We start from the raw sequence: 24,371 nt of genomic DNA on the forward strand, positions 1-24,371 counted from the left end.
TTCATATCTCACCGATTTTGTTAAAATAATAGAATGTGTAAATTTTTTCAGTTCAAAAATGAAGGGAACGAAACGTGATGCCATTACATATTGTGCTTGTTGAGCCGGAAATTCCGGCTAATACAGGGAATATTGCTAGAACGTGTGCTGCTACAGGAACACATCTGCATCTGGTAAAGCCGCTGGGCTTCCGTACCGACGATGCCACGTTAAAACGTGCTGGACTTGATTACTGGTATGCGGTCCACATTGAATACCATGAATCTTTTGCTGAGGTGCAGGAGAAGTATCAGGAAGGTCGCTTTTTTTATGCCACCACGAAAGCGAATCAGCGTTATAGTGATATTGCATTTCAGGATGGAGACTTTCTGGTATTTGGCAAAGAAACGAAGGGGCTGCCTCCCGAGCTTCTGGCTGCCAACCCGGATACATGCATCAAGATGCCTATGTCAGATAAAGTAAGATCGCTAAATTTGTCGAATTCCGCTGCAATTATCGTATATGAAGCGCTGCGGCAAATGGAATTTCCAGGTTTATCGTGAATAATATCAAGTGAGTGGGTATAAGTGCGAATAAAGAACCAGGACCTTAGTTGCTAATCAAGCCTCGCGCCTCTGTTGTTCAGACAAACCCGACGTAGGGCTTGAAAATAAGGTTATAATCAGTAATTTGTAAAATCCTCAGAGAAAGCTAATGATAATGGACATTTCGGTCGATAAAAATATTACAGACATTCTGTGCCATACTTTGATATGGTTCATGATTTTATGAAAAAATGTAATAAAATTTCCTGTGATCAGCAGGATTCGACAAAAAGACAGCGAATACTACATAAAGAATAGTGTCTTTGTACCTAGTTTTTCGCAGGGAAAAAATTGCAATTCATAATGAAATAGGAGAGGTGTACGATCACGATGAAACCTGCCGGTGTGGTGCGTAAAGTTGATCAACTGGGAAGAATAGTGTTGCCCAAATCACTGCGCAAAAGATATCAAATGAATGAGGGAGACCCTGTCGAAATTTTGGTTCAGGGTGACCATATTATTTTGGAGCGTTATCGTCCGAAATGTGTATTTTGCGGATCAGTTGAGCAAGTGAACAATTTTAAAGATCGTTATATTTGTGCTCAATGCTTGACGGAAATGACACAGTACTCCTAAAATGGGGCAAAAGCATCACGACATTTGTTCGTGATGCTTTTTTTCTTATAGAGTATAAGGGAGCAAGCGTAGTTTACATGCTTGTAAACGATAAACTCCTATTTATAGAACAAAAAATGAGTAGGGACCGGACGCAGATTGCCATCCGACGGCTTGTTCACGATCTGATCGTTCAGGATGAGTGAGGAGGAGCCTCCCCCGTCCAGATTATAAGCATTCTGAACGCCGAGATTGTACATTTTTCCCTGTATTTCTTCCAGTGTTGCACCTGAACCCCCGCTTTCATTGTAGCCGTCTACGACAATAATGAGCAGTTGATCATCTTTATAGTTGCCGATGGCTGTACGTGGCGCTCGTTTGGGCGATACCTTCCATTTATCCGGAATAGGCATCTTTTGGCCGCTTTGCAGCAGTACGGGAACGAAGGTAGCTCCAAAGGCAGGCTTTAGGCTGTCCAGAGCGCCCTGACTGTAAAACTTGCCACCGATGAGCTTGCCGGTGTTGCTCAATCCGACGAAGGACAAATCCTTAAAACTGGACTGAAAACCGGTCAGGTAATGGCCGTTCATGACGGTAGTGCTTAATGGATAGCGTTTGCCGTCTCCATCCGCAAAGCCGCCTGCATTAATACCAGCGACAGCTCCGTGTCTCAGGACAGCACGCATGGTCGTTTCGGAGCCGCCCAGTTTGTCGCTCCCCAGAGACATTTTCATAGCGGCAGGATCTTTAAGCTTGACCTTCATGGCATAGCCATGATAAATCCCCGGGTTCACCTTAAACAATTCAATAGTAATCCGGTTGCTGTCTACCCGCTCATAGGGAACCCCGAGCTTGGCGGTGATGCGTCGATTATAGATTTTTTCGGGACGCTTGGATTGAGTGGAGGCCGTTTGGACAAGCTGGTTCATCGTTTGGGTTGTTTGCTTGTACAGTTCCGATGTTCGGCGAATAGTAGACAAGGTGTATGTTGCCGTTTGTTTGGCTTCATCAAGCTGCTTGCCTACTGATTGCGTTTGTAGAACGACCTCGGCTTTTTGCAGACTCGGGACGGTAGACCCCGAAAAACTAAATGTGGGATGAATTAACAAAACACACCCCAACAAACCGATAAAAGGAGCAAGGGCCAACATGAAGAAACGATTTACCTGTTTTGTATCCATATTCATTTCAGCAGGTCCATTTTTTTCTGAAGTGTATTGAGCTGCTGCTTAACTTCGTTCAGTTGGGTGTAAAGCTTATTGCTGTTGTCGGTTTTATTGTTTGCATTATCCTTGGTAAAGGTCAGCAGCTCATTGAAGGACTGCACTTTGCCCTCTAATCCGTTAACTTCCTTGGAAAGCGCAGCCAACTGTTTTTCATAGTCGGTTTTGAGCGCTTGAATCTGCTGGTTCGTATGGGTTTGCATTTCGTTCAACATTTCCTGCTTCAAATGATTGCTGTACAGATAGGTTGCGAGAGCACCTAGTATAATAAGCAGGAACCAAAATAGCAGAAAAGCCTTTACGGGCATCTCCTTTCTTGAAGTGCCCCGCCGGGATTCGGCAGGAGGGTGTTCAGGTGAAGCTTGCATGCGATTTTTCAACTCCCGTGTAAAATCAAATTTCCAGTCTTTATTTTGCAGTTCCAATTCTATCATGGGCCTATTTATTTCGCAAAAGCGAAATAGATGCATAAAATTATTTGGAAAAAGAGATTGCAACGGAAGGAAGTCCTAGGATACAATTTCCTTAAGCGATTTTCGCTTCTTATATGTTCATATTTGCGCAATTTCTACATATGCAACCCCAAATTATAGATTCATTTTCGCTAACTATGTATTTTTATGTATTTTTTGTGAAATCAGGAGGTTTAGATATGAGAAAAGTATGGCAGGTGGTCATCATAGACATCCATCCTACAAGTATGCTGGGAACAAAGCTTATTTTGGAAGACCAGCAGGATTTGCTTGTCAGAGGGATGTCCTCCTCCGGGACGGAAGGTCTGGAATTGGCTTGCTCCATTCGGCCGGAAATCATTTTAATGGATTACAGGTTGCCTGAGGGAACGGCGGAACCGTTCCTAACACAAATACGGGCCTTGTCTCCAGACAGCCATATTGTTATTATGACGGATGAGGATAATATTACGCTGTTCCAACAGCTGATTTCGCTGGGAGCGAATGGAATGCTATCCAAACAGGCGTCACCAAGCCAGTTGATCCATCTGATCAACGGTTTGCGCGAAGGATTTGCTTCGTTACCGATGGATTGGATTCGTTGTGGAAATTGGCCTTTTATGCCGCTCATGGCTTCTGAACCTTTCGACGAATTGACACAGACCGAAATTTTCATTATGGAACGTATTGTGCAAGGAATTACATATGACAAAATTGCTATCGAGATCGAAGTCAGTCGGCGCTCCATTGATAATTATCTACGTAAAATTTATGCTAAATTGGGCGTGTCCAGCCGGGCGCAGGCGATTGAACGTTATGCCTTGTACGCGCGTCAAGCGAAGCAGCTGTATGCCTGACGCGCCAACCCGGAGGTCGTGAGCCTATTTTTCAGGAGAAGGAGGATGTTCATGCAATATTCCTTTGCTTCACGAACCGCTGCAATGTTGGCTTCTCCAGTGCGTCATATCCGGGAAAATGCGAGAAGACACTCCTTTATATCTTTGGCTGAAGAATTGCCTGCACAAGAGCTCTTTCCAGTGAAGCTGCTGGAAGAAGCGGCTCATGATGTATTTGGTTCTGGCCCTGACGCCCTCCAGTATGGTGAACCGGAGGGCTATTTTCCTTTGCGGGCGTGGCTTGCAGGAGAGTGGGAACAGCGCAAAGGAGTTAGAGTGCCACCAGGACAGATTCTCCTGACAACAGGCAGTCAGCAGGCCATTGACCTGATTGTAAGGCTGATGGTGGATGAACGCGACCCTGTGTTAGTCGAAAATCCGACATCTCCCGGATGTCTGCAAGTGCTCTCAATGCAAGGTGCGCAGATCGTTCCCGTTGAATCTGATGGAGAAGGTGTGCGTCCCGATCAGCTTGAAGCCTTAATCATTCACCACCATCCCAAGCTTTTTTTCGCCACACCCACGTTTACGAATCCGACCGGTTCCTTATGGAGCGCGGCAAGACGTCAGGAGATTTTGGAGCTGTGCAGGCTCCATCAGGTGCTGATCGTGGAGGACGATTCTTACGGAGAGCTACATTTTAAACAAAAAAATGAATCCGGCGACAAGAGCCAGCATGGGCAAAGTCGGAAATTTGCAGAAGCCTATCCTTCGCTATTTGCGCTGGATCATGCGGGGCAGGGTGGTCAGGTGCTATATATCGGTTCATTCAACAAAACGGTTGCGCCCGCACTGAGAACCGGATGGGCGGCAGGCCCCGCTCCGTTGATCGAAGGTATGTACGCTTTGAAGCAGTTGGCCGATATGCAGTCCAGTACGATGAACCAGCGACTCCTGTTCCAGTTGCTGACCAGCTCGCGGTTTCAATGGCACGAGCATTTAGCCATGCTGAACAAAGAGTACTCGACACGTCTGCAATTAATTCTGGAGCTGCTCAAGCGTCCATTTTGGAAAGATGTGACGTACCATATTCCGTCCGGCGGCATGTATGTGTGGGTTCAGTTGCCCGATGGGCTGGACAGCGCACTGCTGCTAAAGGCGGCCTTACCCAAGGGTGTAGCCTTTATGCCAGGAGAGTTGTGCGCGGTTGGCAGCGAAGGCGCGTCCCATATCCGCCTGAACTTCAGCCATCCGGGCCGCGAGCAGCTACTCATGGGCATGAATTTGATCGGTGAGACGATCAGTGAATTCACTGCGCGAAGCTAGCTGTGGCTGAATGCTCTGCTTGCTGTGGCATAGCTTCCGGCAGTCGCGGCGTCAGAAGTAAGCTGTAGGCTTTTCAGTGATCGTCTGCATTCGGAGCGCCTGAAGTAGGCGGCAGGATATTCAGAGATCCTCCGCATTCGTAGTGGCAGAGTACGCGGCTGGCGCTTCCGCGATTCGCTGTTGTCCGCCGCCGTCATCAGGCTCTACAGCCTTGCCAGCGGCCGTTTCGGCGCCTTGCTCTTGCAGTACCGCCGCATATTCGCTCAGGGCAACCTCGCCAAACGGGGTCAGCTTGTAGCGGCCACGGGCTACGCGCTCGAACCAGCCGTAGTAGTTGCGCTGGAGAACGGCTGCAGCCCCGCTGACGGCTACTGTACGGGCGAGCTGCGCCGGTGCGGCTTCCCCCAGGCCCTGCAAGGCTGCGGCCACGCGCAGCGCTTTTTCCCGGTAGGCCGTGACCAGCTTGCGTCGGGTACTGCCGCCAGTGTTGTGGTCGCCGCTGCGTGCGTGAAACTCTCGCAGCAGCCTTTCCTTGCGCGAGCCGGTGCGGGCTGTCGCCGTTTTGCGGTCACCACCGTTCGTACTCGCAGGCTTGCAAAGTACCTCTACGAGCGGCGGCTTGGTCTTATAATGGGTGACGGTGAGCAAGCCCAGCCCCAACTGGCGGCACAGTCCGACCAGCTCGTTCCAGCGCTGATTGACAGCCCCTTTTTTCGCACGGTTTCGTTCCACCGCCACATACACATTGCTGCTTAGCTTCAGACGCTGCATGCCCTGCAGCACAAGCGCCAGATTAAACGTCTTTTTAATCTCCACAATCAGTGGCTCCTGCTGTTCTGGCTTTATACCCACCAAATCGCAGTTACGCACTTCTCCCTTGATTTCGTATCCCAAGCTCTCAAAAAAGGCTTTGATCGGAGCGTACAGCTCCGTCTCATGCCGAACCGCCATGCTTCTCCCGCTCCTTTATCCCATTATTCCGAGTTTATATTGTACCATAATGCGTCAGGTCCGCGTCGTTGTTGTATATTTTAGCACAGTGTATCTCTCTGTTTTTCGAAAAAGCAAGGGAACCTGTCGCAAAAAAAAGGTCAATTCTGAAATCAATCTGCATAGGTATGTATTACACTTTTTTTAAGAGGATTGCATCATATCCTGAAAGGCGTGGACGAGTGTAGCCATTAACCATCCGGAGTGGAGGATAGTCATTACGCAGTCATGGGAGGAACCGAGCATGAATATTTTTGAACGCGTTGCGGAGTACCGGGCGGAAAACAACCGTCTGGCCTGGAGCGGCACTTTTAGAGAGTATATCGAGATACTCAAGAAAGACCCGACGCCGGCGATGACCGCTCATGCACGGGTTTACAAGATGATTGAATCTTTTGGTGTAGAAGAGGTTGGGGGACATAAGCGATATAAATTTTTCGAGCAGGAGATTTTTGGGCTGGACCGTGCGCTTGAAAAGCTGGTGGAGGAATACTTCCATTCCTCAGCCCGTCGGCTCGATGTGCGCAAGCGTATTCTACTTTTGATGGGACCCGTCAGTGGAGGTAAATCCACGCTGGTCACCTTGCTCAAACGCGGTCTGGAGAAATTTTCGAGGACGGATCAGGGAGCGGTATACGCCATTGAAGGCTGCCCCATGCACGAAGATCCGCTTCATCTCATTCCTCATGAGCTGCGTCCGGATTTTGAGAAGGAGCTGGGGGTGCGGATTGAAGGCAATCTGTGCCCAGCCTGCCAGATGAGATTGCGTACAGAATTCGATGGAGATATTGAAAAGGTCCGCGTGGAGCGGGTGTTTATATCGGAAGAAAATCGGATCGGCATCGGTACGTTCAGTCCTTCGGATCCGAAGTCACAGGATATTGCTGATTTGACGGGCAGCATCGACTTTTCTACGATTACGGAGTATGGCTCGGAATCCGATCCGCGCGCGTATCGTTTTGACGGAGAACTGAACAAAGCCAACCGTGGACTGATGGAGTTTCAGGAGATGCTGAAATGCGATGAGAAGTTTTTATGGAATTTGCTGTCTCTGACTCAGGAGGGGAATTTTAAAGCGGGACGTTTTGCGTTAATCAGTGCAGATGAGCTGATCGTTGCCCATACCAATGAGTCGGAGTATAAAAGCTTTATCTCGAACAAAAAGAACGAGGCCCTCCAATCGCGGATGATCGTGATGCCAATTCCTTACAACCTTAAAGTCTCGGAAGAAGAAAAAATTTACGCCAAGCTCATTGGACAAAGCGACATGAAGCATATTCACATCGCCCCTCATGCGCTGCGGACGGCTGCTATTTTCTCCGTGCTTACCCGCCTGAAGGAGACGAAGAAGCAGGGCATGGATCTGGTCAAAAAGATGCGCATGTATGATGGCGAAGAGGTGGAAGGCTACAAGACAGCCGATCTGAAGGAAATGCAAAATGAGTTTCTGGAGGAAGGTATGTCTGGGGTAGACCCAAGGTACGTCATCAATCGCATTTCCAGTGCGCTCATTAAGCAAAATGTAGAATCCATCAATGCACTGGATATTTTACGAGCTATCAAGGATGGTCTGGATCAGCATGCTTCTATTACGAAGGAAGAAAGGGAGCGTTATCTGAATTTCATTTCCGTAGCCCGTAAGGAGTATGACGAGCTGGCGAAAAAAGAAGTCCAGAAAGCCTTTGTGTACTCGTTCGAGGAATCAGCCAAGACGCTGTTCGATAACTATCTGGATAACATCGAAGCTTTCTGCAATTGGGTGAAAATCCGCGACCCGCTTACGGATGAGGAACTCGACCCGGATGAGCGGCTGATGCGTTCGATCGAAGAGCAGATTGGGGTATCGGAAAATGCGAAAAAGGCGTTCCGCGAAGAAATTCTCATCCGGATTTCCGCTTACTCACGCAAGGGACGCAAGTTCGAATATCATCATCATGATCGGCTGAAAGAAGCGATTGAGAAAAAGCTGTTCGCTGATTTGAAGGATATTGTGAAAATTACGACCTCGACCAAAACACCCGATGCTAATCAGCTCAAACGCATGAATGAGGTGATTAAGCGATTGATTGAGGAACACGGTTATACAGGTGCCAGTGCCAACGACTTGCTCAGGTATGTAGGAAGTCTGTTGAATCGATAAAAATCGGTAAGCTTAAGGTAAGCAAAAGCAATAGGCTGGAGTAATGAGTTGTGATGGACGGCGTTGTAGCTGAACAGATATATCAATCGGCTGCGTAACCTATGAGGAATCCGGTAGCAAGCACTGGGAGTTTCAAGTACTTGCTACCGGATTCTTTTTTTATCATGAAGAAGTTATTTCAGATGCTTGTCCATCATGGATATGTGAAAAGTCACAATGAATCCACTAATTTATAACATTTTCCAAAAATGCGCCGATAAATATGGTAATGTTAAATGGATGTAAACTATTTATTTGGAGGAACCTTATGATTGATGTAGCTGAAAGTAGATTAAAACAGATTCAATATATTGGAATCACGGATGATGATTTGGCTTTATTGCATCTCCATCAGGGTTTGTTCCAATCTATTGTGGATGAGGTGGTGGATCGATTTTATGATCATGTGGAAAAGGTCCCGCATCTCATGTCGATTATCTCCAAATGGTCCAATATTGAACGCTTAAAGCAAACACAACGAGAATACTGGCTTTCTCTGGCAGATGGGAAAATAGATGAACCATTTATAGAGCACCGTCTTTTTGTAGGTCAGGTGCATTCCCGCATTGGTCTGTCCTCGGATTATTATTTGGGCACATACATAATTTACTTGGACATTGCAGTAGATATTTTGAAGCATTCGGGGATCGACGATTGGTATCCGATTGTTCACGCTCTTTCCAAAATGTTCAATCTGGACTCGCAGCTTGTGCTGGAAGCTTATCAGAAGAAGGAAAAGGAGCAAATTAACGAGCTGGCCGATGAGCAGACACAAGTATTAACCGTCGTGTCCCGAATTGCTCAAAATTTGACCGGTATGATTGCTGAATTACGTGAAAATACAGGTAACATTGCAGATAGTGCACGTACAACGGCCTCTTCGCAGGAACATACGGAAGAATTGGTACAGCAGTTGGGCGATGAGATCAAGCATATTGAGCAGATGAGCGGCACGATTCGCGAGCTGTCGGATCAGACACACTTGCTGGGGCTGAATGCGGCGATTGAAGCAGCACATGCGCAGGAAGCAGGGCGCGGGTTTCAGATTGTGGCACAGGAAGTACGCAAGCTGGCATCCAATTCCAAGCAGGCGCAGGAGCAAATCCAGTGCAAGGTACTGGATATTGCCCATATGTTGAACAGTGTGCAATCCGAAACGGCTGCCACAACAGCCAGCGCCCGACAACAGGCCTCCAGTTCTGAGGAATTGGCTTCATTCACAAAGCTGATCGAAAATATGGTGAAAGAATTGGAAACGCTTCAACATCCCGGCGAAATGATGTAGGTGTGAGAGGATAGAATTAGATATCGATACGTTCTTTCTTTGAGCATGACGGGAAAATAGCGCTCTCCCTCCGTGGCGGTCCAATCAACGCAACCGAGGAAGAGCGTAATACTTATAAGGAAATGATTGATTTCTTCCATTCAGTATGAGCCGCAAATACCCTTTTCCATAACTCGTCCCGTTCCTGGTGACTATAGTTAACAAGCCGCTCACCAAACACATCTGCCAACACTTCCAGCCACTGCGATTTATGATCCAGCTCTATTTTTTTCAATCCGTTCAGCCCGTGTTTTTTCCAAATGCAGCCTCTTAGTTCATTCGTCTCTAATGCTTGTCTTTGCCGAATCAGAAACAGGTTGAACCATGGAGAATCCGCTGAGCGGCTATAGAAATGATGTTTTGGCATAAACTCTTCCAAATCCCGAACAACCGTAGGGTCATAATCAACGCCAACAAATGAAGCAAGCGAATCATGCTCTAACCGCCAGCCTTTTGCAACAATCCTGGACTCCGTAACCTTATATTGAAGAGGAGCTTGTTCATAAGTGCCCATCCGGAGTGGAACAGGCTCATATGGCATATCGCCTAAACCGACATCAACAATCCATACTTCATCTTCGTGCTGCTCATTTAGCAAGTTCACGGTTAACCCAAGATGAAATGAATTGATACGTGGCTCTGCCCCTAAAGGCTGAACCCCTGCACGATGCAGGCAGACCTTGTAGCCCAGTGAATGTAGTAGTGCGCTGAAGGCACCATTCAGATGAAAACAATAACCGCTTCTCCCCTGTAAAATAAGTTGAACTGATTCTTGAAAACCAATGTCCGCCGGCTTTCTTGCAAAAATGTCCACCGTTTGCCACGAAAGATGTTTCACATGGGCCTTATGCAGCTCAAATAAATAGGATTGGGTAGGAGGCTGAATGTCTTGAATTCCGATCCTGTTTAGATAAGTCTTTATTTCTTCTTTTGTCATGATGTACATGTGCAGTCACCTCTATTGTTAGTTTCTCAATTTTTCTTTTCGGAACAAATGATCCTTGAGTCATAGCATCATTGTAGAAGGGGGGCGTATTGATTACAATGCTATAAACTTTTGATTGTACCGGTACAATCAGCCAGTGGATTCGGTTCAGTGACATGTAGATTTACCAAAGATAGTTGTCAGAATATAAAAAAAACAGACCGTTTCGCCGGGTCTGTTTTCCTGTTTAGTTCCAAGCCGACAGATTATAGCAGCGCTCTAAGTTCACGTCGGTATTTGTTTAACTGCACGAATGATGGAATAACACGTTTGGCAGAACGGATGCCGCCTATTCTGATGTTGCGGACCACATGATAGGGAGAGATCAAAAGTGTGTGAAGCAAATGTAAATCATGGGCGCTTAACGGACGATATCGTTGATAGTAGTCGACCGCGCGCAGCATCTTGGTCCCGTTCCAAAGACAATTTCGATGAAGAAGATGGGACAAGTCTTTCATTCTTACGTGCAGGGAGCAATTTTCAAAATCGATTAAATGAATCTTGAGCTGTCTGTCTTTAATCAGATTGGGATAATTGTAATCGCCATGTATAAATGCGGCAGCTTTTTGCTCCGAGTCGATTGCTTCTCGAACTTTGGGCTGCTGTAGATGCTTCGACGCTTCTTCACAGAGAGCCACGAGATGTGCTGTGCCTTTGTAGGGACTGAGGCGTTTTTTGTATCCAGCTATTTCATCACCCAAGCCTTCGTAACGTATTCTGGCTGCCGGAGCCTCGGTGACAGGAAAGCCTACGGCACTGGAGTGAAATTTGGCTAAGGTGGAAATTCCCTTTTTGAAATCTATTTTTTTTGTAAATTTTGGTCTTCCTCCATCAACCCAATTGGTTAATGTATACGAAATGCCTTCATGGATCATAAAAGCGGTTTGCTGCACTGTCGGATAGACCTTTTGGCTACGGGTAAACCCGCGCTCATCCAGGAAGGACAACACACGTGTAATAAAATGAATTTCATCTTCTGGGAATTTGTAGGGCTTTAAACAATAGGTCATGCTGGCGGTCTCAATCTTGTGTATGTCCTTCTTTTGACGAGTACGTTGAATTTTGATTCCGTACATCTGCTCAACGTTCGATAAAATCGACATTTTGATCCTCACTTTCTTTTATGCATGCACCCATTCCTGCAAAATATGAATGATTTGTAAACGAAGGGGCCACGATTGATCCCAATTGTCCAGGATCTCGCGGTTTCTTGAGCGATTCGGGTGTAGGGAGGCATGCCACGCTTCGCGTGGCAGTTTATACAAGGCTGTAACCATTTTTCGTTCAGTTCGGCTTAGTGGTTTGCGTTTTTGGTATCCCTTCAGCAAGGATTGCACAAATTCAGGATTGAATTGGGTCGTATTCATAAGGGCCTTTGCCAGATCTACATAGACTGAGCCGACCTTAACTCGATCCCAATCAATGATTTTGAGTTGACCATCATCTGAAATAATGACATTGGGGATCGTGATGTCGCCGTGTATTAAAGAGGGGGAACGGTTTTCCTTCTGAAGCAGCTTAACAATGGATGTGTCCTGCAAATCCTTCCATGCCCGCTTAGCTAAACGTTTGCAGTCTTTGCCGTGAGCGTTGTACCAGTTGCCGTATTCTTTGTCATGACGGCTGATTTGTGATATTTTTCTTTGAAAAAGACGGTCCTGGTTTTTCCATATCCGCAATTGCTGAAACGTAGGGGATTTCCCCCTTCCAATCCGATGCAAGCCAGTGGATGAGGCATGAAGCGTGGCAAGTGCCCACCCAAGCTTTTTAAAATCTTCAGCATTCTCCAATCCCCGTCCTTTGATCCACTGACTTACATAAAATGGCGTTCCTTGATGTAAAGTCCACAGCTTCCCTGAATGTGTTGGAAGCCACGCTGGCATGTAGCTATACTTTCTCCTTTTCAAAAGCCTGATCATGCTTGCAGCCTGCTCCATCTGTTGGATTGTATTTGAGCGGACCATCCTAGTACGGCTAAAGGGCTTTAATGCATAAGTTCCCTTTTTCGTTTTCACCTGGATTACTGCATTTTTTCGGTACAGTGATGAGACCAAGCTTGATTTTAACGGGATCAGACCGAAACGACTGGTGATTTTGCGAATCTGTGCTTTGGTATAGGATTTCGTCATAAGAACCTCACTTGACTTGTGATTATAGAAAAAGGTAATCCTTTGTTAGTTATCAGTCTATTCATGAGGAAGATGAAGGTGAGTTCAAATATTGCAAGAGCCATAAAAAAAGGAGCAGCGAAAGTTCGCTACTCCTTTTGAATTAACTCTGTATTTTGCAAGCTGGAATAGGGTCTGGATATTTAATCATTACTATCATCGTAACGGTCATCATCATGATCATCGTCCGTATCCACGATTTTTCCAGATGTCGCATGGATTTCGATGTCAACGGTTCCTTCGTTGGTGAGAATCTTCACGTCATAGATAAACTGTCCGTCTCCCTTGTCCAATTGGGTAGACAGAAGGGTACCGGGTACTGTCTTAAGAGCAATCTGTCCGGCCTGTTTTTCGGTTATGGTGATATTACTTGGCTTGTTTAGGGGCTTCTTGGCATTCAAGTTATCATCCAACTTTGAATGGGACCGAAGGGTTTTTCCAGTATAAGCATCCACATCCACGTCCCAATCTTTATTACCCTGTTGAAGTTCCACCTCATAGTAGGCTTTTCCGGTTTTATGTTCCAGTTCTACATCTTCAACCTTAGCACCATTGCCCACAGCCTTTTTGGCGATATTGGCAGCGGCTGTCGCTCCAATGAGATTCGCAGGCTTGGCTGCCCAGACGGCATTCGCCGAAACACCTGCTACTGTAGCACCGAGCAAAACTGTTGCCGCCATGATTCCTAATGTATAGTTTTTTTTCATGTATAGTTCCTCCTTGTGATGTAAGCTTGAGTACAGCTTATCTATTGAAAATGAGAGGAACGTAATAAAATCATTAGAAAACGATGAGAGAAAATGAGCGATGATGAGAAGAGAGTCATTATTAATCTTCGTTGTCCTGTTTTTCTTTTTCCCAAGTTACAGAATCAATAGAGCCTGATACCGCGTTGACCTGCACCACGGCCTCACGCCCATCCTTCACATCAACCTCAACGAGATAATAAAGACTCTTTTCGTTACGATGAAGCTCAATATCATCTGTGGTTCCTCCGTTCACCGCCTTTGCAGCAAGCTGGGCCGCTTCCTTTTCTGTGATGACGAGAGATACAGGATCAGGTTTAGGGGAGCTTGGGGTGTTTTTCTGGGGCTCCTGTGTCGTATCCGTATAAGCTTGTGTTCGTCGAATGGAGTCAATATGGCCGTTATAGGCGTTGACTTGTATTTCGTATTTTCCTTTGGGACGCTGCAGCATGATCAGATAAGCATCATTCAATCGTTTGGATTCCAGCACCTCGCCGGGATATTGATGCAATACAGACTGGATGGCCGCTTTTTCCTCCAACGGTGAAGCTGATAGCGACTGTGCCCAAGGCGATTGCAGAAGGTAAAGTGTGATCAGTATAGCCGTCCCTGCCGCCCCAATCATCCACGCATAGATGGCTTTCATCGTTATTCTCTCCTTTTGATTAATCTGCGGGAACGGCGGGGAGGATGATCGTTGCTGTCGTTCCGCTTCCCTGAATACTTTCTAGCCCAATGTGAGCATGAAGGGCCTCTGCAATTCCTGTAGCCAGCGATAAGCCTAGTCCGGCTCCACCTTCTTCGCGGCTTCTGGCTTCATCCACACGATAGAAGCGGTCAAATACTTTAGATAGCTTGTCCTGCGGAATTCCAATCCCTTGGTCTGTGATTCTGATACAAGGTTGAGCCATCTCACCCGTGGTTCCAATAGTTAGGCGTATCGACTCGTCACTGTATTTACGTGCATTATCCAAAAAGATAAACAGTAGCTGTTTCAGCTTATTTTCATCGCTGTAGCCCATACAGTCCGCCTGCACGTCCAGTTGCACTTCCCGGGCAAAAGCATTTTCAAATGTGACCTTCAACTCTGTCACGATTTTGCTCAGGCGAACCGGCTCCAACACGATATTCCATTGCTCCTCGTTTCTCGCCAAAAGAAGAAGCTGCTCTGCCATTTCCTTCATTCGTATCGCTTCGGAATGGATGGCTTCAACGGACTCGGCGAAAATCTTGGGATGCTGCAGTCCCCGGCGTTTGAGCAGGCTAGCATAGCTTTCAATAATGGTGAGGGGTGTTTTCAGTTCATGGGATGCATTGGAAACAAACTGTTCTTGCCGGACAAAGTTGCGCTCCAGCAATTCAATCATGTCGTTAAACGTTTCTCCCATTTCTACCAGTTCGTCGCGTGATGAGGAGTTGAGCGGAAGGCGCTTAAATTTCCCGCTACGTTGAATCTCTCTCATCGTGCTGATCATAGATGTGATTGGACGTGTAATGAATCTGCCGAGCAATCTTCCCGAGATCACGACAGGAATGAGCGCAATCCCTGTGACAGCTATAAGTACGATTCTGAGTACCTGTAGCGTCTGCATCGTTGGTTGCAGACTTTCGGTTATCTGAAGATTGACGACCTCTCCATCGCTCCAGATCATGGGAACCGATACAAGAATGTAACGGTTGTTTTCATGGGTAATCACGCGTACTTGTCGTGTCTCATCATAAACAGCCTTCATCAAACTGAGAGATTGCTCCGAAGAAGAGGTGATCGGGGAAAGAAAATCGCCCTCCGGTTTCATTAGCCGAAGCATACCGTCTGGTGGCACATAGGCTCGAAGAAGATCCCCTGCGACTACCGATGCGGGGGCGCGCTGAATGCCGCGAATCATGTTGTCCGCTGCGGCTTCTACCTGATCTTTGCGGCTGTCTATCGAAAGGTGGCTGAACAGGAAATAGACCGAAAAGTTAATGGCCACAAGTAAAATCGCGAGTAATAACGAGGTGTACATATGGATCTTGTTTTGCAGCTTCATAACGATTCCTTCAGCACATAGCCAATTCCGCGTACGGTATGAATCAGCTCAGGGAGCTGGCGCGTGGGGTCAATTTTATTGCGCACGTATCGGATATACACGTCCACTACGTTGGTATCGCCGTAATAATCAATACCCCATACATTCTCCAGTAATTGTTCTCGGCTAAGCACCTGCCGCTGATGTCTCAGCAAATGAACGAGCAAGTCAAACTCTCGTGGCGTAAGCTCAATGCTGTGCTCACCGCGAAGAACTTCACGGGTACCTTCATGGAGGCGTAAATCCCCGGCATGAAGCCATGCATCTTCCACTTCGGGAACGGCTTCTTTCGTTGCACCTACCCTAAGCGCGGCGCGGACACGTGCAAGCAGCTCTTCGATCACAAAGGGCTTGGTAATATAATCGTTAGCTCCCAGATCGAGCCCCTCGACCTTATCTGCAATAGAACTTTTGGCCGTCAGTAAAATGACAGGAATGCTCGCATCATCTTTACGAATCCGCCGCAGTAGTTCGATGCCACTGAGGCCGGGAATCATAATATCCAGCAGGACCAGATCCCAATGACCTTTGCAATATGTCTCCAGTCCGTCAATTCCGTTTTTTTCTTTGCATACTTGATATCCTTCAAACTCAAGCTCGATCTCCAGAAGCCGGGCAATTTTCTCTTCGTCTTCCACGATCAGAATGGATTGGTTCATTGTGATGCCCTCCTGTAGGCGAATAGCCGATACGGAAGTATTTTAGCATAAGCGGTCGAGTAAGACACGCTTAAGCAGCACAGGATTTGTAAGTATATACTAGATAAGACATATATATATACATAGATTATTTTTATACCAAGGATTGAGCGAATTTTCTTGTGTTATATTTCTTTACATTGAAAAGGGATAAAATGTCATGATAGCGCTATATATATCGTCTTTTATCCTGTATGCACAATAAATAAGCCTTTGTTTTGGTCAGGACGAACATTGTTTATGGAAGGAAAGTTGCAGTAACATAAGTTAAACCTATTCAATAGAGGACGAAATACATCATGTCTAAGCCACAGGAGGGTCATATGGAAAACGAAAAAGAAAAACGCCACCCGAAAACGTTTGAGCCTTTTGCATTTATTCTCATTGTGGCTACAAGTGTTCTGGGAGCTATTATCGGAATGCAGATCGTAACCAGTCTGGGGGTGACCCCAAATACGGCCATCATCGGAGCGTTAATCGCGATGCTGATTGCACGTATCCCGTTTAACTGGTTTTTACGTTATAAATCGGTACATCGTCAAAATCTGGTCCAGACGGCGATTTCCTCGGCTACCTTCGGGGCGGCCAATAGCCTGCTGATTCCGATTGGAATTCCATATCTCATGGGAACCCCTGATTTGGTCGTACCCATGCTGCTGGGGGCGGCGTTGGCTATGTTCGCAGATGCAACGATACTGTACAAAATTTTTGATTCCAGACTGTTCCCCGCCTCGGGTACATGGGCTCCGGGTGTTGCGACAGCGGAATCCATCAGAGCCGGGGACAAGGGCGGCAAGCGTGCCGGATTGCTGGGTGTCGGCGCACTGATCGGGGTAGTCGGCTCTTATCTCAGCATTCCGATGTCTGCCTTTGGTGTGGCTTTTATCGGTAATATTTGGGCCTTGGGCATGTTTGGTGTCGGCTTATTGATTCGCCAGTATTCCATGCCGCTATTTCAGATTGATGTAAATGCGCTATACATTGCGCATGGAGTGATGATCGGGGCGGGCATTGTGGCGCTGATTCAGGCTGCTGTACTCGTATTCGGCCGTTCCGGCAAGAAAAAGGATAGTACCGCCGCGCTTTCGGATAAAGCTTCAAATGAAGCATCCGGCACGAGTAGCATTGTCGTGGATGGGGCTCCCGTGCAAGCCTCTTCGCAGGATGAAGAATACACCCGTCCGATTGCAGAGGCTCGTCGTACGCTTGGACTCGGGTTCATCGCGTATCTGGCGATTTCCCTGCTGATCGCCATCATCGGTGGACTGGTAACGCACATGTCCGTAGGCATGCTGATCGGCTTTATCGTGTTTGCAGCCTTTGCCGCGTTCGTGCATGAAATTATCGTCGGCATTGCCGCCATGCATTCCGGGTGGTTCCCCGCCTTTGCGGTCGCCTTCATTACCTTGCTTGGCGGTATGATGATCGGCTTTCCGCCAGTGGCTTTGGCATTGCTGGCCGGGTTTAGCGCGGCTACAGGTCCTGCCTTTGCGGATATGGGCTTTGATTTGAAAACAGGCTATATCCTGCGTGGCAACGGTAAGGATAAGGAGCTGGAACGGGAAGGTCGAAAGCAACAGTATATAACGGCTCTGATCGCCTTCGCTGTTGCACTGGTGACTGTAGCTCTGGCTTATCCGAGTTATTTTGCGCAAAATCTGGTGCCACCGATTGATAAAGTATATGTATCCACCATTCAGGCCGGAGCTACACCGGGTGTGGCAAGCCAGCTCTTGCTGTGGGCGATACCGGGAGCGATTCTCCAACTCATAGGTGGCTCCAAGCGCCAACTGGGTGTTATGTTCGCGACAGGGCTACTGATTGCGACAGCGAATGCGTGTTGGGCTGTTCTGGCCGGCATCGCAATTCGCTTCCTCGTAACCCGTTTCGCAAAAAAAGAGGTCGTTTCTTCCATGACGATTCTGGCCGCAGGTTTTATCGCAGGGGATGCGCTGTACAACTTCTTTAATTCCGTATTTAAACTAAAAAAGTGAGATGATGCAGATGGACGCTTTGAAGCTGGATGAGAGAATTGTTGAATATGCCGTTTATGGTGGTGCTGTTCTGGGCGGAGGAGGCGGAGGCTGGATTGAAGAAGGTCTGCGGATCGGAAAGCTGGCTCTTGAAGTGGGACAGCCGAAGCTGGTATCCGTCGAAAGCTTCGCAGATGACGATCTCTTCGTCACCGTGGCTGTCGTTGGTGCCCCGGCTGCTCCGAATAAATATGTGAAGCCTGTTCATTATGTGAAGGCGCTGGAAATGGTGTCCTCCATGACAGGAAAGGGTGTCCGGGCTTTGCATACGAATGAAAATGGCGGCGAGACAACGATTAACGGCTGGTTTCAGTCGGCTTTGAGTGGTATTCCGGTTGTGGATTTTGCATGTAATGGCCGGGCACATCCGACAGGCACAATGGGCTCCATGAACCTGACCGAGCTTCCAGATTACGTAAGCCATCAGGCTGCGGTGGGCGGACGTGGAGAGCATTATATGGAAGTGGGTATTTCAGGCTCCCTGGACCATGCTGCATCGCTGGTTCGTAAAGCCTCGGTAGAGGCTGGAGGACTTGTAGCGGTTGCACGGAATCCGGTGACGGCCGCTTATGCGAGAGCCAACGGTGCACCGGGAGCCATTTCCCGGGCAATTGCTGTTGGAGAAGCGATGCTGGCCCATCAAGGCGAAGCTGCGATTGCAGCCGTGGCAGCTGAGCTGGGCGGTAAGGTTATCGCCGCAGGAGAAGTAACAGAATGCCGACTTGAAACATCGGGGGGCTTTGATGCCGGGTTGGTTCGCATTACCGATAGTGGTCGGGCCTACGAAATGACCTTCTGGAATGAGTACATGTCCCTGGAGCTTGATGGGGAGCGGCTGGCGACATTTCCAGATCTGATCATGACACTGGATATGGATACAGGCAGACCTGTAATCACAGCCGCCGTAGCCCAAGGACAGCGTCTGGCTGTCATCGTGGTACCGAAGGAAAAGATGCTGCTGAGTACGACCATGTTTAACACCAAGCTGCTGCAACCGATTGAGCAAATTATCCATAAGCCTATACTGTCCTATCTATAAAATGATTTCGGGAGGAATGCAACGATGGCACTTCAACAGACATTAACCGTATTCGAAGCGCTGGACAGCGCCTATGTGAACGGAGAGCGGGTTAAGCAGCTTTTCGCCGGATACGAGGACATTGTGGTAACGGTAAAACAGGTAAAAGGAGCCAAGGGCAGCACGGATTTTATACAAGTGCTTATTCCGGGTACGGAAGGCAAAAGCTCTGGAGGTACGGCACCGACATTTGGCATTGTAGGACGTCTAGGCGGGATCGGCGCACGTCCTTCCCGAATTGGTCTTGTATCTGATGCGGATGGAGCTATTGCAGCGGTTGCCGCTGGGCTGAAGCTGGCGGATATGCAAATTAAAGGTGACAAGCTGAAGGGTGATGTGATCGTAACTACGCATATTTGCCCGGATGCACCTACCCGTCCGCACGAGCCGGTTGATTTTATGGACTCCCCTGTGGATATTTTGGAAATGAATCGTCATGAGATTGTTCCCGAGATGGAAGCTATTCTGTCCATTGATACCACCAAGGGCAATCGTGTTATTAATCATAAGGGGATCGCCATTTCACCCACGGTGAAGGAAGGCTATATTTTGCGAGTCAGTGAGGATCTGCTGCGCCTGATGGAGCAGACTACGGGACAATTGCCCGTTACTTTTCCGGTAACCACGCAGGATATCACGCCGTACGGTAATGACTTATACCATATTAATTCCATTTTACAGCCTGCTGTAGCGACGGATGCGCCTGTGGTTGGTGTTGCTATTACAGCGCAGGCTGCCGTACCAGGATGTGGGACCGGGGCCAGTCATGAGATTGATATCGCGGCAGCCGTACGTTTTTCCATTGAAACGGCCAAGGAATTTACGAATGGCACTTGTGCATTTTATAACCCGCAGGAATTTGTCAAAATTACCGAATTGTACGGCTCCATGAAGATATTTCAGACAGCAGGCAGTGCGCAAAACCACGGCTGATGCTAAACAGGGCAGGCCACAGGCTTGCCCTTTGCCGTCAGGAGCGTAAAATAAAATGGATGCGAAAGCAGGGGATTGAAGATGGATAAGCTTGGGATGATTACGATTGGGCAAGCGCCCCGGACAGATGTGGCTCCTATCGTGGAACGGGCTTTGGAAGGACGTGCAGAACTGGTACAGGCAGGTGCGCTGGACGGTCTTTCTTTTGCTTATATACAAGAGCATTTGTCTCCGTCGCCGGGAGAGTATGTATTGACCTCCCGCCTGACGACTGGCGAGTCGGTGGTTATATCACGCGAAAAAATCCAGCCGCTGCTTCAGGAGAAAATCACGCGCATGGAAGAACAAGGCATCCGTACGATTTTATTGCTATGTACCGGCGTATTTCCGGGATTGCATACCCGAACCGCCTTTTTGATTGAGCCGGACCATGTGCTTCCTCCTGTGATTAAGGCGATGTCCGGCGGACGGCGGGTCGGTCTGATTGGTCCGCTGGAAGAGCAGAAGGACAATCTCAAGCTCAAATTCAGTCCTCACGGAATGAATCCCGGGTTTGCAGCGGCCTCGCCTTACAGCAGCAGTGAAGAGGAATTTCGCCAGGCTGCCGGGCAGTTCAAGGATCAGGCTGATCTTATCGTGCTGGATTGTATGGGGTATACGGATGTTCACAGAGAACTGGCGGCGCGTTACGCGGGGGTTCCCGTCGTATTGTCCAATGCCCTGATCGGCAAGCTGGTATCGGAAATGGTGTAAGCGTATAAGCTAACTGAAAATAGGAGGTAAAAAAATGAGCCAACAACGTGTTGAAATTAGTAAAAATGTATTGCAAAAATGTTTGGGACTTACCGCTGGAGAGACGCTTCTAGTGGTAACGGACGATGATAAAAAGGAATTGGGCGAGTCCATTTATGAAGCTGGCAAGGCGCTGGGCGCAGAAGCTGCTATTTTGACGATGAAGGTACGCTCCAAATCAGGGGAAGAGCCTCCGGCACCTGTGGCCGAAGCCATGCTTCGCTCCAATGTTGTCGTATGTGTCACCCGGTATTCGCTGACCCATACCCATGCCCGCAAGCAAGCAGCAGCCGCTGGAGCGCGTCTAGCGACGATGCCTGGCATGACGGACGACATGTTCATGAACGGGGCGATTGCTGCTGATTATCCGAAGGTCAAGGCGCTGACCGAAGAGGTGACCGCATTATTGACAGCTGCCAAGCAGGTGCGGATCGAGAAGGATGGGTACAGCCTGTGCTTTACCATTGAGGGTCGCAACGGCGTGCCCAGCACGGGCATGTATCTGAACCCTGGCGAATCCGGCAACCTTCCTTCCGGTGAAGCGTATATTGCTCCGCTGGAGGGGACGGCGCAAGGCCAGATTGTGGTGGACGGTTCTGTTGCAGGAATCGGTGCCTTGAAGGAGCCGCTGTTGCTGACGATCGAAAACGGCAGGTTGACAGCCGCAGAAGGGGAAGCAGGGCAGTCCCTGCTGGAAATGCTGGGTGAAGGTGACGGCAGAATGCTGGCAGAGTTCGGTATCGGTACGAATGATAAAGCACGTATTACAGGTGTCGTACTGGAAGATGAGAAGGTGTACGGCACGATTCATGTGGCTTTTGGCAGCAATAATACTTTTGGTGGGACCATCGCTGCGGGTGTACATATTGACGGTGTCGTTCAGCGACCGGATGTGTATCTGGATGACCGCCTGATTATGAAAGCTGGGCAACTGCTGGAGCGCTAGGTGGGTGAGAAACAGCAGGAGCTGTAAAAACAGGGAGGAATTCATCATGCTCGGAATTATCAGAGTGCTTACCATGCAAGACGAAGTCGCTATTGGCCTTCACGGCCGAGTTATCGAGCAGCGCTACGGAATGCCTGTCACCAGTGTGTGTATCCCTGACCAGCCGCAGGGAATCTACGACGATGCAACGGATCGGGAATCGGTGCCTAAAATTGTGGTCGCAGCACAACAGCTCGTCGAGCAGGGCTGCACGTCTATTGGCATTAGCTGCGCGGCTGATCCGGCGTTGGAGGACACCCGCCATGCGGTGAATGTACCTGTATACGGCGCAGGCTCCTGTGCGGCGCATCTGGCATTGACAGCGGCCAGTCGTGTCGGTGTGTTGACCATTTTGGAGGAGGCGCCCCCGCTGATCCGCCGTATCCTGGGTGAGTCTTACATCGGCACAGAGCGCCCTGAGGGTGTACGTACGACGCTGGACCTGAACACTCAGCAAGGCAAGGAAGCGGCCATGGCAGCGGCGCTGCGGCTTCAGGAGAAGGGAGCAGAGGCTATCGTGCTGGCCTGTACGGGTTTTGTGACGATGAACTTCGCACCGGAGCTGGAGCGCAGGCTGGGCATCCGTGCCATTGATCCGATTGTGGCGCTCGGCGCAGCCGCATCGGTGCACTGGCAGCGGGAGAATGATGAAGTCCAGGCAGGATAATCCTGACTTATAAAATAATAGGGTATTGAATTAAACCGCCTTTTCCTGAAAGGGCGGTTTATTTGCGTTCCATCCGGTAAAAGGTTTTGTTTTGTATACTTTTTTGGTACACTATCCTGAAAATTAAGTTAGGCGAGAACTTTGCAAAATCCTCAATATATGTGCCGTTACCGCAAAATAAATAGCAAGGTGGTCTGTCCATATGAAAATACCGGGTGTAACCGTTCAGGAGCTTATGACAATGCCCGTATTGAAGGAGGCGAAGGTACTAAGCGGAGAGCAGGGATTAAATCGGTTTGTCCGTTTTATTGATATTATGGAGGTCCCTGACTTGAAGGGCTGGATCAGGGAAGGCGTACTATTGATGACAACCGCTTATTCCATCCGTCATGAGCCTGAGGTATTGTGTCAAATTATTCAATTATTGCACCAGGGCGGGGCCGCAGCACTTGCGATCAAGCCGACCCGCTTTCTCAAGGAAATTCCCCGCAGTGCGCTGGAGGAAAGCAATGCGTGCGGCCTGCCCGTGATTGAGATTCCGGCCGATATTCCATATACGGATATTACACAGCGAGTCATGGATATGGTGTTGAATCGGCAGGCAGAGCTGCTGCGACGCTCGGAAGAAATATATCGGACCTTAACAACGATGGTGCTGGAGAACAGCGGTATACAGGCTGTAAGCGATAATATAGCAGAGCTGCTTAAAGCCCCGGTTGCTTTGATTGATAATGGAGGCCGAGCCATCGTCACTTCACCACAGGAATGGAATTGGATGGAGGCGCAGGATTCCCGTCATTTTCCAATTAATGTCGATAAACGCACGGTTGCCAAGCTGGTCATTGCCCGCAATGAGCTGGATGATATGGAGCAGGTGGGCATTGAGCAGGCACGTCTGGTCATGGCACTGGAATTAATGCGTGAAAAGGCAGTAGAAGATACAGAAAGCCGACTACGGGGTAACTTTATCGACGAGTTGATGACCCCTCCGGTACCTTTGCGACATGAGGTTGAGCGGAGAGGGCGTCAACTGGGATTTAACCCGGCATATGATTGGGAGGTTGCTGTACTGGAAAGTGCTACCGCTCCGCCAGAAGAGATTCTGTCCGGATTGCTGAGTCAGGAATCCATCCGGCGGCGTGTGGTATCCCATATTGAGTTCCGTTCCAATCGGGCGATACTATTTTTACCTACTCTTCATCCGAATGACCACCATGACGGGGCTGGCGCTGATCAGGGACTAACCTGGGCTGAAACGCTAAAGAGCTGGAACAGTGAAAAAGCATTGGGAACGGGCGATTATTATATAGGCATTGGAAGTACCAAAAAGCTGTGGGAGCTGATGCAAAGCTATAATGAGGCACGACGTGCCATCACTGTCTCCCAGCGGCTGTACCCCGATAGACGTGTATGTAAATTCAGAGATATCGAAATGCACTATATGCTTGGGGAAGCAATGAACAAAGAGGAATTTGCCGATTTGTTTGAACGTAAGCTGGGCAAACTCCAGCAGTATGATCGGTCTCATGGCAGCGATTTGCTTAAAACGTTATTTTATTATTTGGAAAATCGGGGCAGTCTGATGGATACAGCGAATTATCTTTTTATACATCGTAATTCGGTCAAATACAGACTGGAACGGATTCGTGACATTGCGGATTTTGATCTCAACGATCCACGCGAGCAGTTCATATGCCATACCTGTCTGATCCATTATTATTTGCGGGAACATAAGTAGGCAGAACCGG

Annotated in this window: 23 protein-coding genes; 13 read left to right on the top strand and 10 right to left on the bottom strand. The window is 48.3% G+C overall.

Annotated elements, in window-relative coordinates:
• The first annotated feature begins 77 nt into the window (after positions 1-77).
• Positions 78-542 carry a tRNA (uridine(34)/cytosine(34)/5-carboxymethylaminomethyluridine(34)-2'-O)-methyltransferase TrmL gene (trmL, locus tag ABIA61_RS13460; RefSeq protein WP_283655253.1) on the top strand — a complete coding sequence of 155 codons (465 nt, stop codon included), beginning with the start codon at positions 78-80 and terminating at the stop codon, positions 540-542.
• 372 nt (positions 543-914) lie between these two features.
• On the top strand, positions 915-1,160 hold the full coding sequence (locus ABIA61_RS13465; RefSeq protein WP_014280616.1) for an AbrB/MazE/SpoVT family DNA-binding domain-containing protein: 246 nt from the start codon (positions 915-917) through the stop codon (positions 1,158-1,160).
• Positions 1,161-1,258: 98 nt separating this feature from the next.
• Here ABIA61_RS13465 and ABIA61_RS13470 read toward each other — a convergent pair whose 3' ends face one another.
• Entirely contained in the window at positions 1,259-2,326 is a 1,068-nt protein-coding gene (locus tag ABIA61_RS13470; protein ID WP_404520042.1) for a phosphodiester glycosidase family protein, read from the bottom strand.
• The gene (locus ABIA61_RS13475; protein WP_404520044.1) at positions 2,323-2,730 is read right to left on the bottom strand and encodes a hypothetical protein; all 408 of its coding nucleotides are present in this window, start codon (positions 2,728-2,730) and stop codon (positions 2,323-2,325) included. Before ABIA61_RS13475 ends, ABIA61_RS13470 begins: the two co-directional genes overlap by 4 nt.
• A gap of 284 nt (positions 2,731-3,014) precedes the next feature.
• Between ABIA61_RS13475 and ABIA61_RS13480 the strand changes: the two genes are divergently transcribed.
• Both ABIA61_RS13480 and ABIA61_RS13485 read left to right on the top strand, forming a co-directional pair.
• Entirely contained in the window at positions 3,015-3,671 is a 657-nt protein-coding gene (locus ABIA61_RS13480) for a response regulator transcription factor (RefSeq protein WP_044647442.1), read from the top strand.
• Between the two features lie 51 nt (positions 3,672-3,722).
• Positions 3,723-4,976, top strand: coding sequence for an aminotransferase-like domain-containing protein (locus tag ABIA61_RS13485; protein ID WP_404580832.1), 1,254 nt, complete (start codon positions 3,723-3,725; stop codon positions 4,974-4,976).
• Positions 4,977-5,096: 120 nt separating this feature from the next.
• On the opposite strand, the gene ABIA61_RS13490 is transcribed toward ABIA61_RS13485, so the two are convergent.
• Positions 5,097-5,927, bottom strand: coding sequence for a DUF2161 domain-containing phosphodiesterase (locus tag ABIA61_RS13490; RefSeq protein WP_404580833.1), 831 nt, complete (start codon positions 5,925-5,927; stop codon positions 5,097-5,099).
• Between the two features lie 283 nt (positions 5,928-6,210).
• On the opposite strand from ABIA61_RS13490, the gene ABIA61_RS13495 reads away from it, so the two are divergent.
• Complete coding sequence (locus ABIA61_RS13495; protein WP_404580834.1) at positions 6,211-8,106, top strand: PrkA family serine protein kinase; 1,896 nt, start codon at positions 6,211-6,213, stop codon at positions 8,104-8,106.
• A 307-nt stretch (positions 8,107-8,413) separates the two neighbouring features.
• Positions 8,414-9,430 (top strand): protoglobin domain-containing protein, encoded by a 1,017-nt coding sequence (locus ABIA61_RS13500; RefSeq protein ID WP_404520048.1) that lies wholly within the window; start codon positions 8,414-8,416, stop codon positions 9,428-9,430.
• Between the two features lie 112 nt (positions 9,431-9,542).
• On the opposite strand, the gene ABIA61_RS13505 is transcribed toward ABIA61_RS13500, so the two are convergent.
• The 7 genes from ABIA61_RS13505 to ABIA61_RS13535 all read right to left on the bottom strand — a co-directional run bounded on the left by ABIA61_RS13505 (position 9,543) and on the right by ABIA61_RS13535 (position 16,096).
• Positions 9,543-10,415, bottom strand: a complete 873-nt coding sequence (locus ABIA61_RS13505; RefSeq protein WP_283655259.1) for an arylamine N-acetyltransferase family protein — start codon at positions 10,413-10,415, stop codon at positions 9,543-9,545.
• Between the two features lie 245 nt (positions 10,416-10,660).
• A complete protein-coding gene (locus ABIA61_RS13510) occupies positions 10,661-11,557 on the bottom strand; it encodes a phosphotransferase (protein WP_404580835.1) in 897 nt (298 codons plus the stop codon).
• A gap of 18 nt (positions 11,558-11,575) precedes the next feature.
• Positions 11,576-12,583 carry a phosphotransferase gene (locus tag ABIA61_RS13515; RefSeq protein ID WP_404580836.1) on the bottom strand — a complete coding sequence of 336 codons (1,008 nt, stop codon included), beginning with the start codon at positions 12,581-12,583 and terminating at the stop codon, positions 11,576-11,578.
• Between the two features lie 182 nt (positions 12,584-12,765).
• Positions 12,766-13,329, bottom strand: a complete 564-nt coding sequence (locus ABIA61_RS13520) for a PepSY domain-containing protein (protein WP_404580837.1) — start codon at positions 13,327-13,329, stop codon at positions 12,766-12,768.
• A 121-nt stretch (positions 13,330-13,450) separates the two neighbouring features.
• On the bottom strand, positions 13,451-14,014 hold the full coding sequence (locus tag ABIA61_RS13525; protein ID WP_404580838.1) for a PepSY domain-containing protein: 564 nt from the start codon (positions 14,012-14,014) through the stop codon (positions 13,451-13,453).
• A 19-nt stretch (positions 14,015-14,033) separates the two neighbouring features.
• Entirely contained in the window at positions 14,034-15,398 is a 1,365-nt protein-coding gene (locus ABIA61_RS13530; RefSeq protein WP_283655264.1) for a sensor histidine kinase, read from the bottom strand.
• On the bottom strand, positions 15,395-16,096 hold the full coding sequence (locus ABIA61_RS13535; RefSeq protein WP_134910525.1) for a response regulator transcription factor: 702 nt from the start codon (positions 16,094-16,096) through the stop codon (positions 15,395-15,397). The genes ABIA61_RS13530 and ABIA61_RS13535 overlap by 4 nt, the downstream gene beginning before the upstream one ends.
• A 362-nt stretch (positions 16,097-16,458) precedes the next feature.
• On the opposite strand from ABIA61_RS13535, the gene ABIA61_RS13540 reads away from it, so the two are divergent.
• The 7 genes from ABIA61_RS13540 to ABIA61_RS13570 all read left to right on the top strand — a co-directional run bounded on the left by ABIA61_RS13540 (position 16,459) and on the right by ABIA61_RS13570 (position 24,361).
• On the top strand, positions 16,459-18,129 hold the full coding sequence (locus tag ABIA61_RS13540; protein WP_404520053.1) for an OPT/YSL family transporter: 1,671 nt from the start codon (positions 16,459-16,461) through the stop codon (positions 18,127-18,129).
• Positions 18,130-18,139: 10 nt separating this feature from the next.
• Entirely contained in the window at positions 18,140-19,207 is a 1,068-nt protein-coding gene (locus ABIA61_RS13545; RefSeq protein ID WP_404580855.1) for an S-methyl thiohydantoin desulfurase family protein, read from the top strand.
• Between the two features lie 24 nt (positions 19,208-19,231).
• A complete protein-coding gene (locus tag ABIA61_RS13550; RefSeq protein WP_283655267.1) occupies positions 19,232-20,179 on the top strand; it encodes a DUF1177 domain-containing protein in 948 nt (315 codons plus the stop codon).
• Positions 20,180-20,260: 81 nt separating this feature from the next.
• The gene (locus tag ABIA61_RS13555; protein WP_283655268.1) at positions 20,261-20,932 is read left to right on the top strand and encodes an AroM family protein; all 672 of its coding nucleotides are present in this window, start codon (positions 20,261-20,263) and stop codon (positions 20,930-20,932) included.
• A 34-nt stretch (positions 20,933-20,966) separates the two neighbouring features.
• Entirely contained in the window at positions 20,967-21,917 is a 951-nt protein-coding gene (locus ABIA61_RS13560; RefSeq protein ID WP_404580839.1) for an aminopeptidase, read from the top strand.
• Positions 21,918-21,963: 46 nt separating this feature from the next.
• Positions 21,964-22,623, top strand: a complete 660-nt coding sequence (locus ABIA61_RS13565) for an aspartate/glutamate racemase family protein (protein WP_404580840.1) — start codon at positions 21,964-21,966, stop codon at positions 22,621-22,623.
• A 202-nt stretch (positions 22,624-22,825) separates the two neighbouring features.
• The gene (locus tag ABIA61_RS13570) at positions 22,826-24,361 is read left to right on the top strand and encodes a PucR family transcriptional regulator (protein WP_404520056.1); all 1,536 of its coding nucleotides are present in this window, start codon (positions 22,826-22,828) and stop codon (positions 24,359-24,361) included.
• The last annotated feature ends 10 nt before the right edge of the window (positions 24,362-24,371 follow it).

The organism is Paenibacillus sp. RC21, assembly GCF_044907935.1.
GTDB classification, from domain to species: Bacteria; Bacillota; Bacilli; order Paenibacillales; family Paenibacillaceae; genus Paenibacillus; species Paenibacillus terrae_A.

Coding starts and splice junctions, on each gene's coding strand:
- trmL (WP_283655253.1), top strand. CDS start 78: ATGCCATTACATATTGTGCTTGTTGAGCCGGAAATTCCGGCTAATACA.
- ABIA61_RS13480 (WP_044647442.1), top strand. CDS start 3,015: ATGAGAAAAGTATGGCAGGTGGTCATCATAGACATCCATCCTACAAGT.
- ABIA61_RS13470 (WP_404520042.1), bottom strand. CDS start 2,326: ATGAATATGGATACAAAACAGGTAAATCGTTTCTTCATGTTGGCCCTT.
- ABIA61_RS13505 (WP_283655259.1), bottom strand. CDS start 10,415: ATGTACATCATGACAAAAGAAGAAATAAAGACTTATCTAAACAGGATC.
- ABIA61_RS13530 (WP_283655264.1), bottom strand. CDS start 15,398: ATGAAGCTGCAAAACAAGATCCATATGTACACCTCGTTATTACTCGCG.
- ABIA61_RS13510 (WP_404580835.1), bottom strand. CDS start 11,557: ATGTCGATTTTATCGAACGTTGAGCAGATGTACGGAATCAAAATTCAA.
- ABIA61_RS13550 (WP_283655267.1), top strand. CDS start 19,232: ATGGCACTTCAACAGACATTAACCGTATTCGAAGCGCTGGACAGCGCC.
- ABIA61_RS13545 (WP_404580855.1), top strand. CDS start 18,140: ATGGACGCTTTGAAGCTGGATGAGAGAATTGTTGAATATGCCGTTTAT.
- ABIA61_RS13515 (WP_404580836.1), bottom strand. CDS start 12,583: ATGACGAAATCCTATACCAAAGCACAGATTCGCAAAATCACCAGTCGT.
- ABIA61_RS13490 (WP_404580833.1), bottom strand. CDS start 5,927: ATGGCGGTTCGGCATGAGACGGAGCTGTACGCTCCGATCAAAGCCTTT.
- ABIA61_RS13520 (WP_404580837.1), bottom strand. CDS start 13,329: ATGAAAAAAAACTATACATTAGGAATCATGGCGGCAACAGTTTTGCTC.
- ABIA61_RS13500 (WP_404520048.1), top strand. CDS start 8,414: ATGATTGATGTAGCTGAAAGTAGATTAAAACAGATTCAATATATTGGA.
- ABIA61_RS13485 (WP_404580832.1), top strand. CDS start 3,723: ATGCAATATTCCTTTGCTTCACGAACCGCTGCAATGTTGGCTTCTCCA.
- ABIA61_RS13540 (WP_404520053.1), top strand. CDS start 16,459: ATGGAAAACGAAAAAGAAAAACGCCACCCGAAAACGTTTGAGCCTTTT.
- ABIA61_RS13475 (WP_404520044.1), bottom strand. CDS start 2,730: ATGCAAGCTTCACCTGAACACCCTCCTGCCGAATCCCGGCGGGGCACT.
- ABIA61_RS13535 (WP_134910525.1), bottom strand. CDS start 16,096: ATGAACCAATCCATTCTGATCGTGGAAGACGAAGAGAAAATTGCCCGG.
- ABIA61_RS13560 (WP_404580839.1), top strand. CDS start 20,967: ATGAGCCAACAACGTGTTGAAATTAGTAAAAATGTATTGCAAAAATGT.
- ABIA61_RS13525 (WP_404580838.1), bottom strand. CDS start 14,014: ATGAAAGCCATCTATGCGTGGATGATTGGGGCGGCAGGGACGGCTATA.
- ABIA61_RS13565 (WP_404580840.1), top strand. CDS start 21,964: ATGCTCGGAATTATCAGAGTGCTTACCATGCAAGACGAAGTCGCTATT.
- ABIA61_RS13555 (WP_283655268.1), top strand. CDS start 20,261: ATGGATAAGCTTGGGATGATTACGATTGGGCAAGCGCCCCGGACAGAT.
- ABIA61_RS13465 (WP_014280616.1), top strand. CDS start 915: ATGAAACCTGCCGGTGTGGTGCGTAAAGTTGATCAACTGGGAAGAATA.
- ABIA61_RS13570 (WP_404520056.1), top strand. CDS start 22,826: ATGAAAATACCGGGTGTAACCGTTCAGGAGCTTATGACAATGCCCGTA.
- ABIA61_RS13495 (WP_404580834.1), top strand. CDS start 6,211: ATGAATATTTTTGAACGCGTTGCGGAGTACCGGGCGGAAAACAACCGT.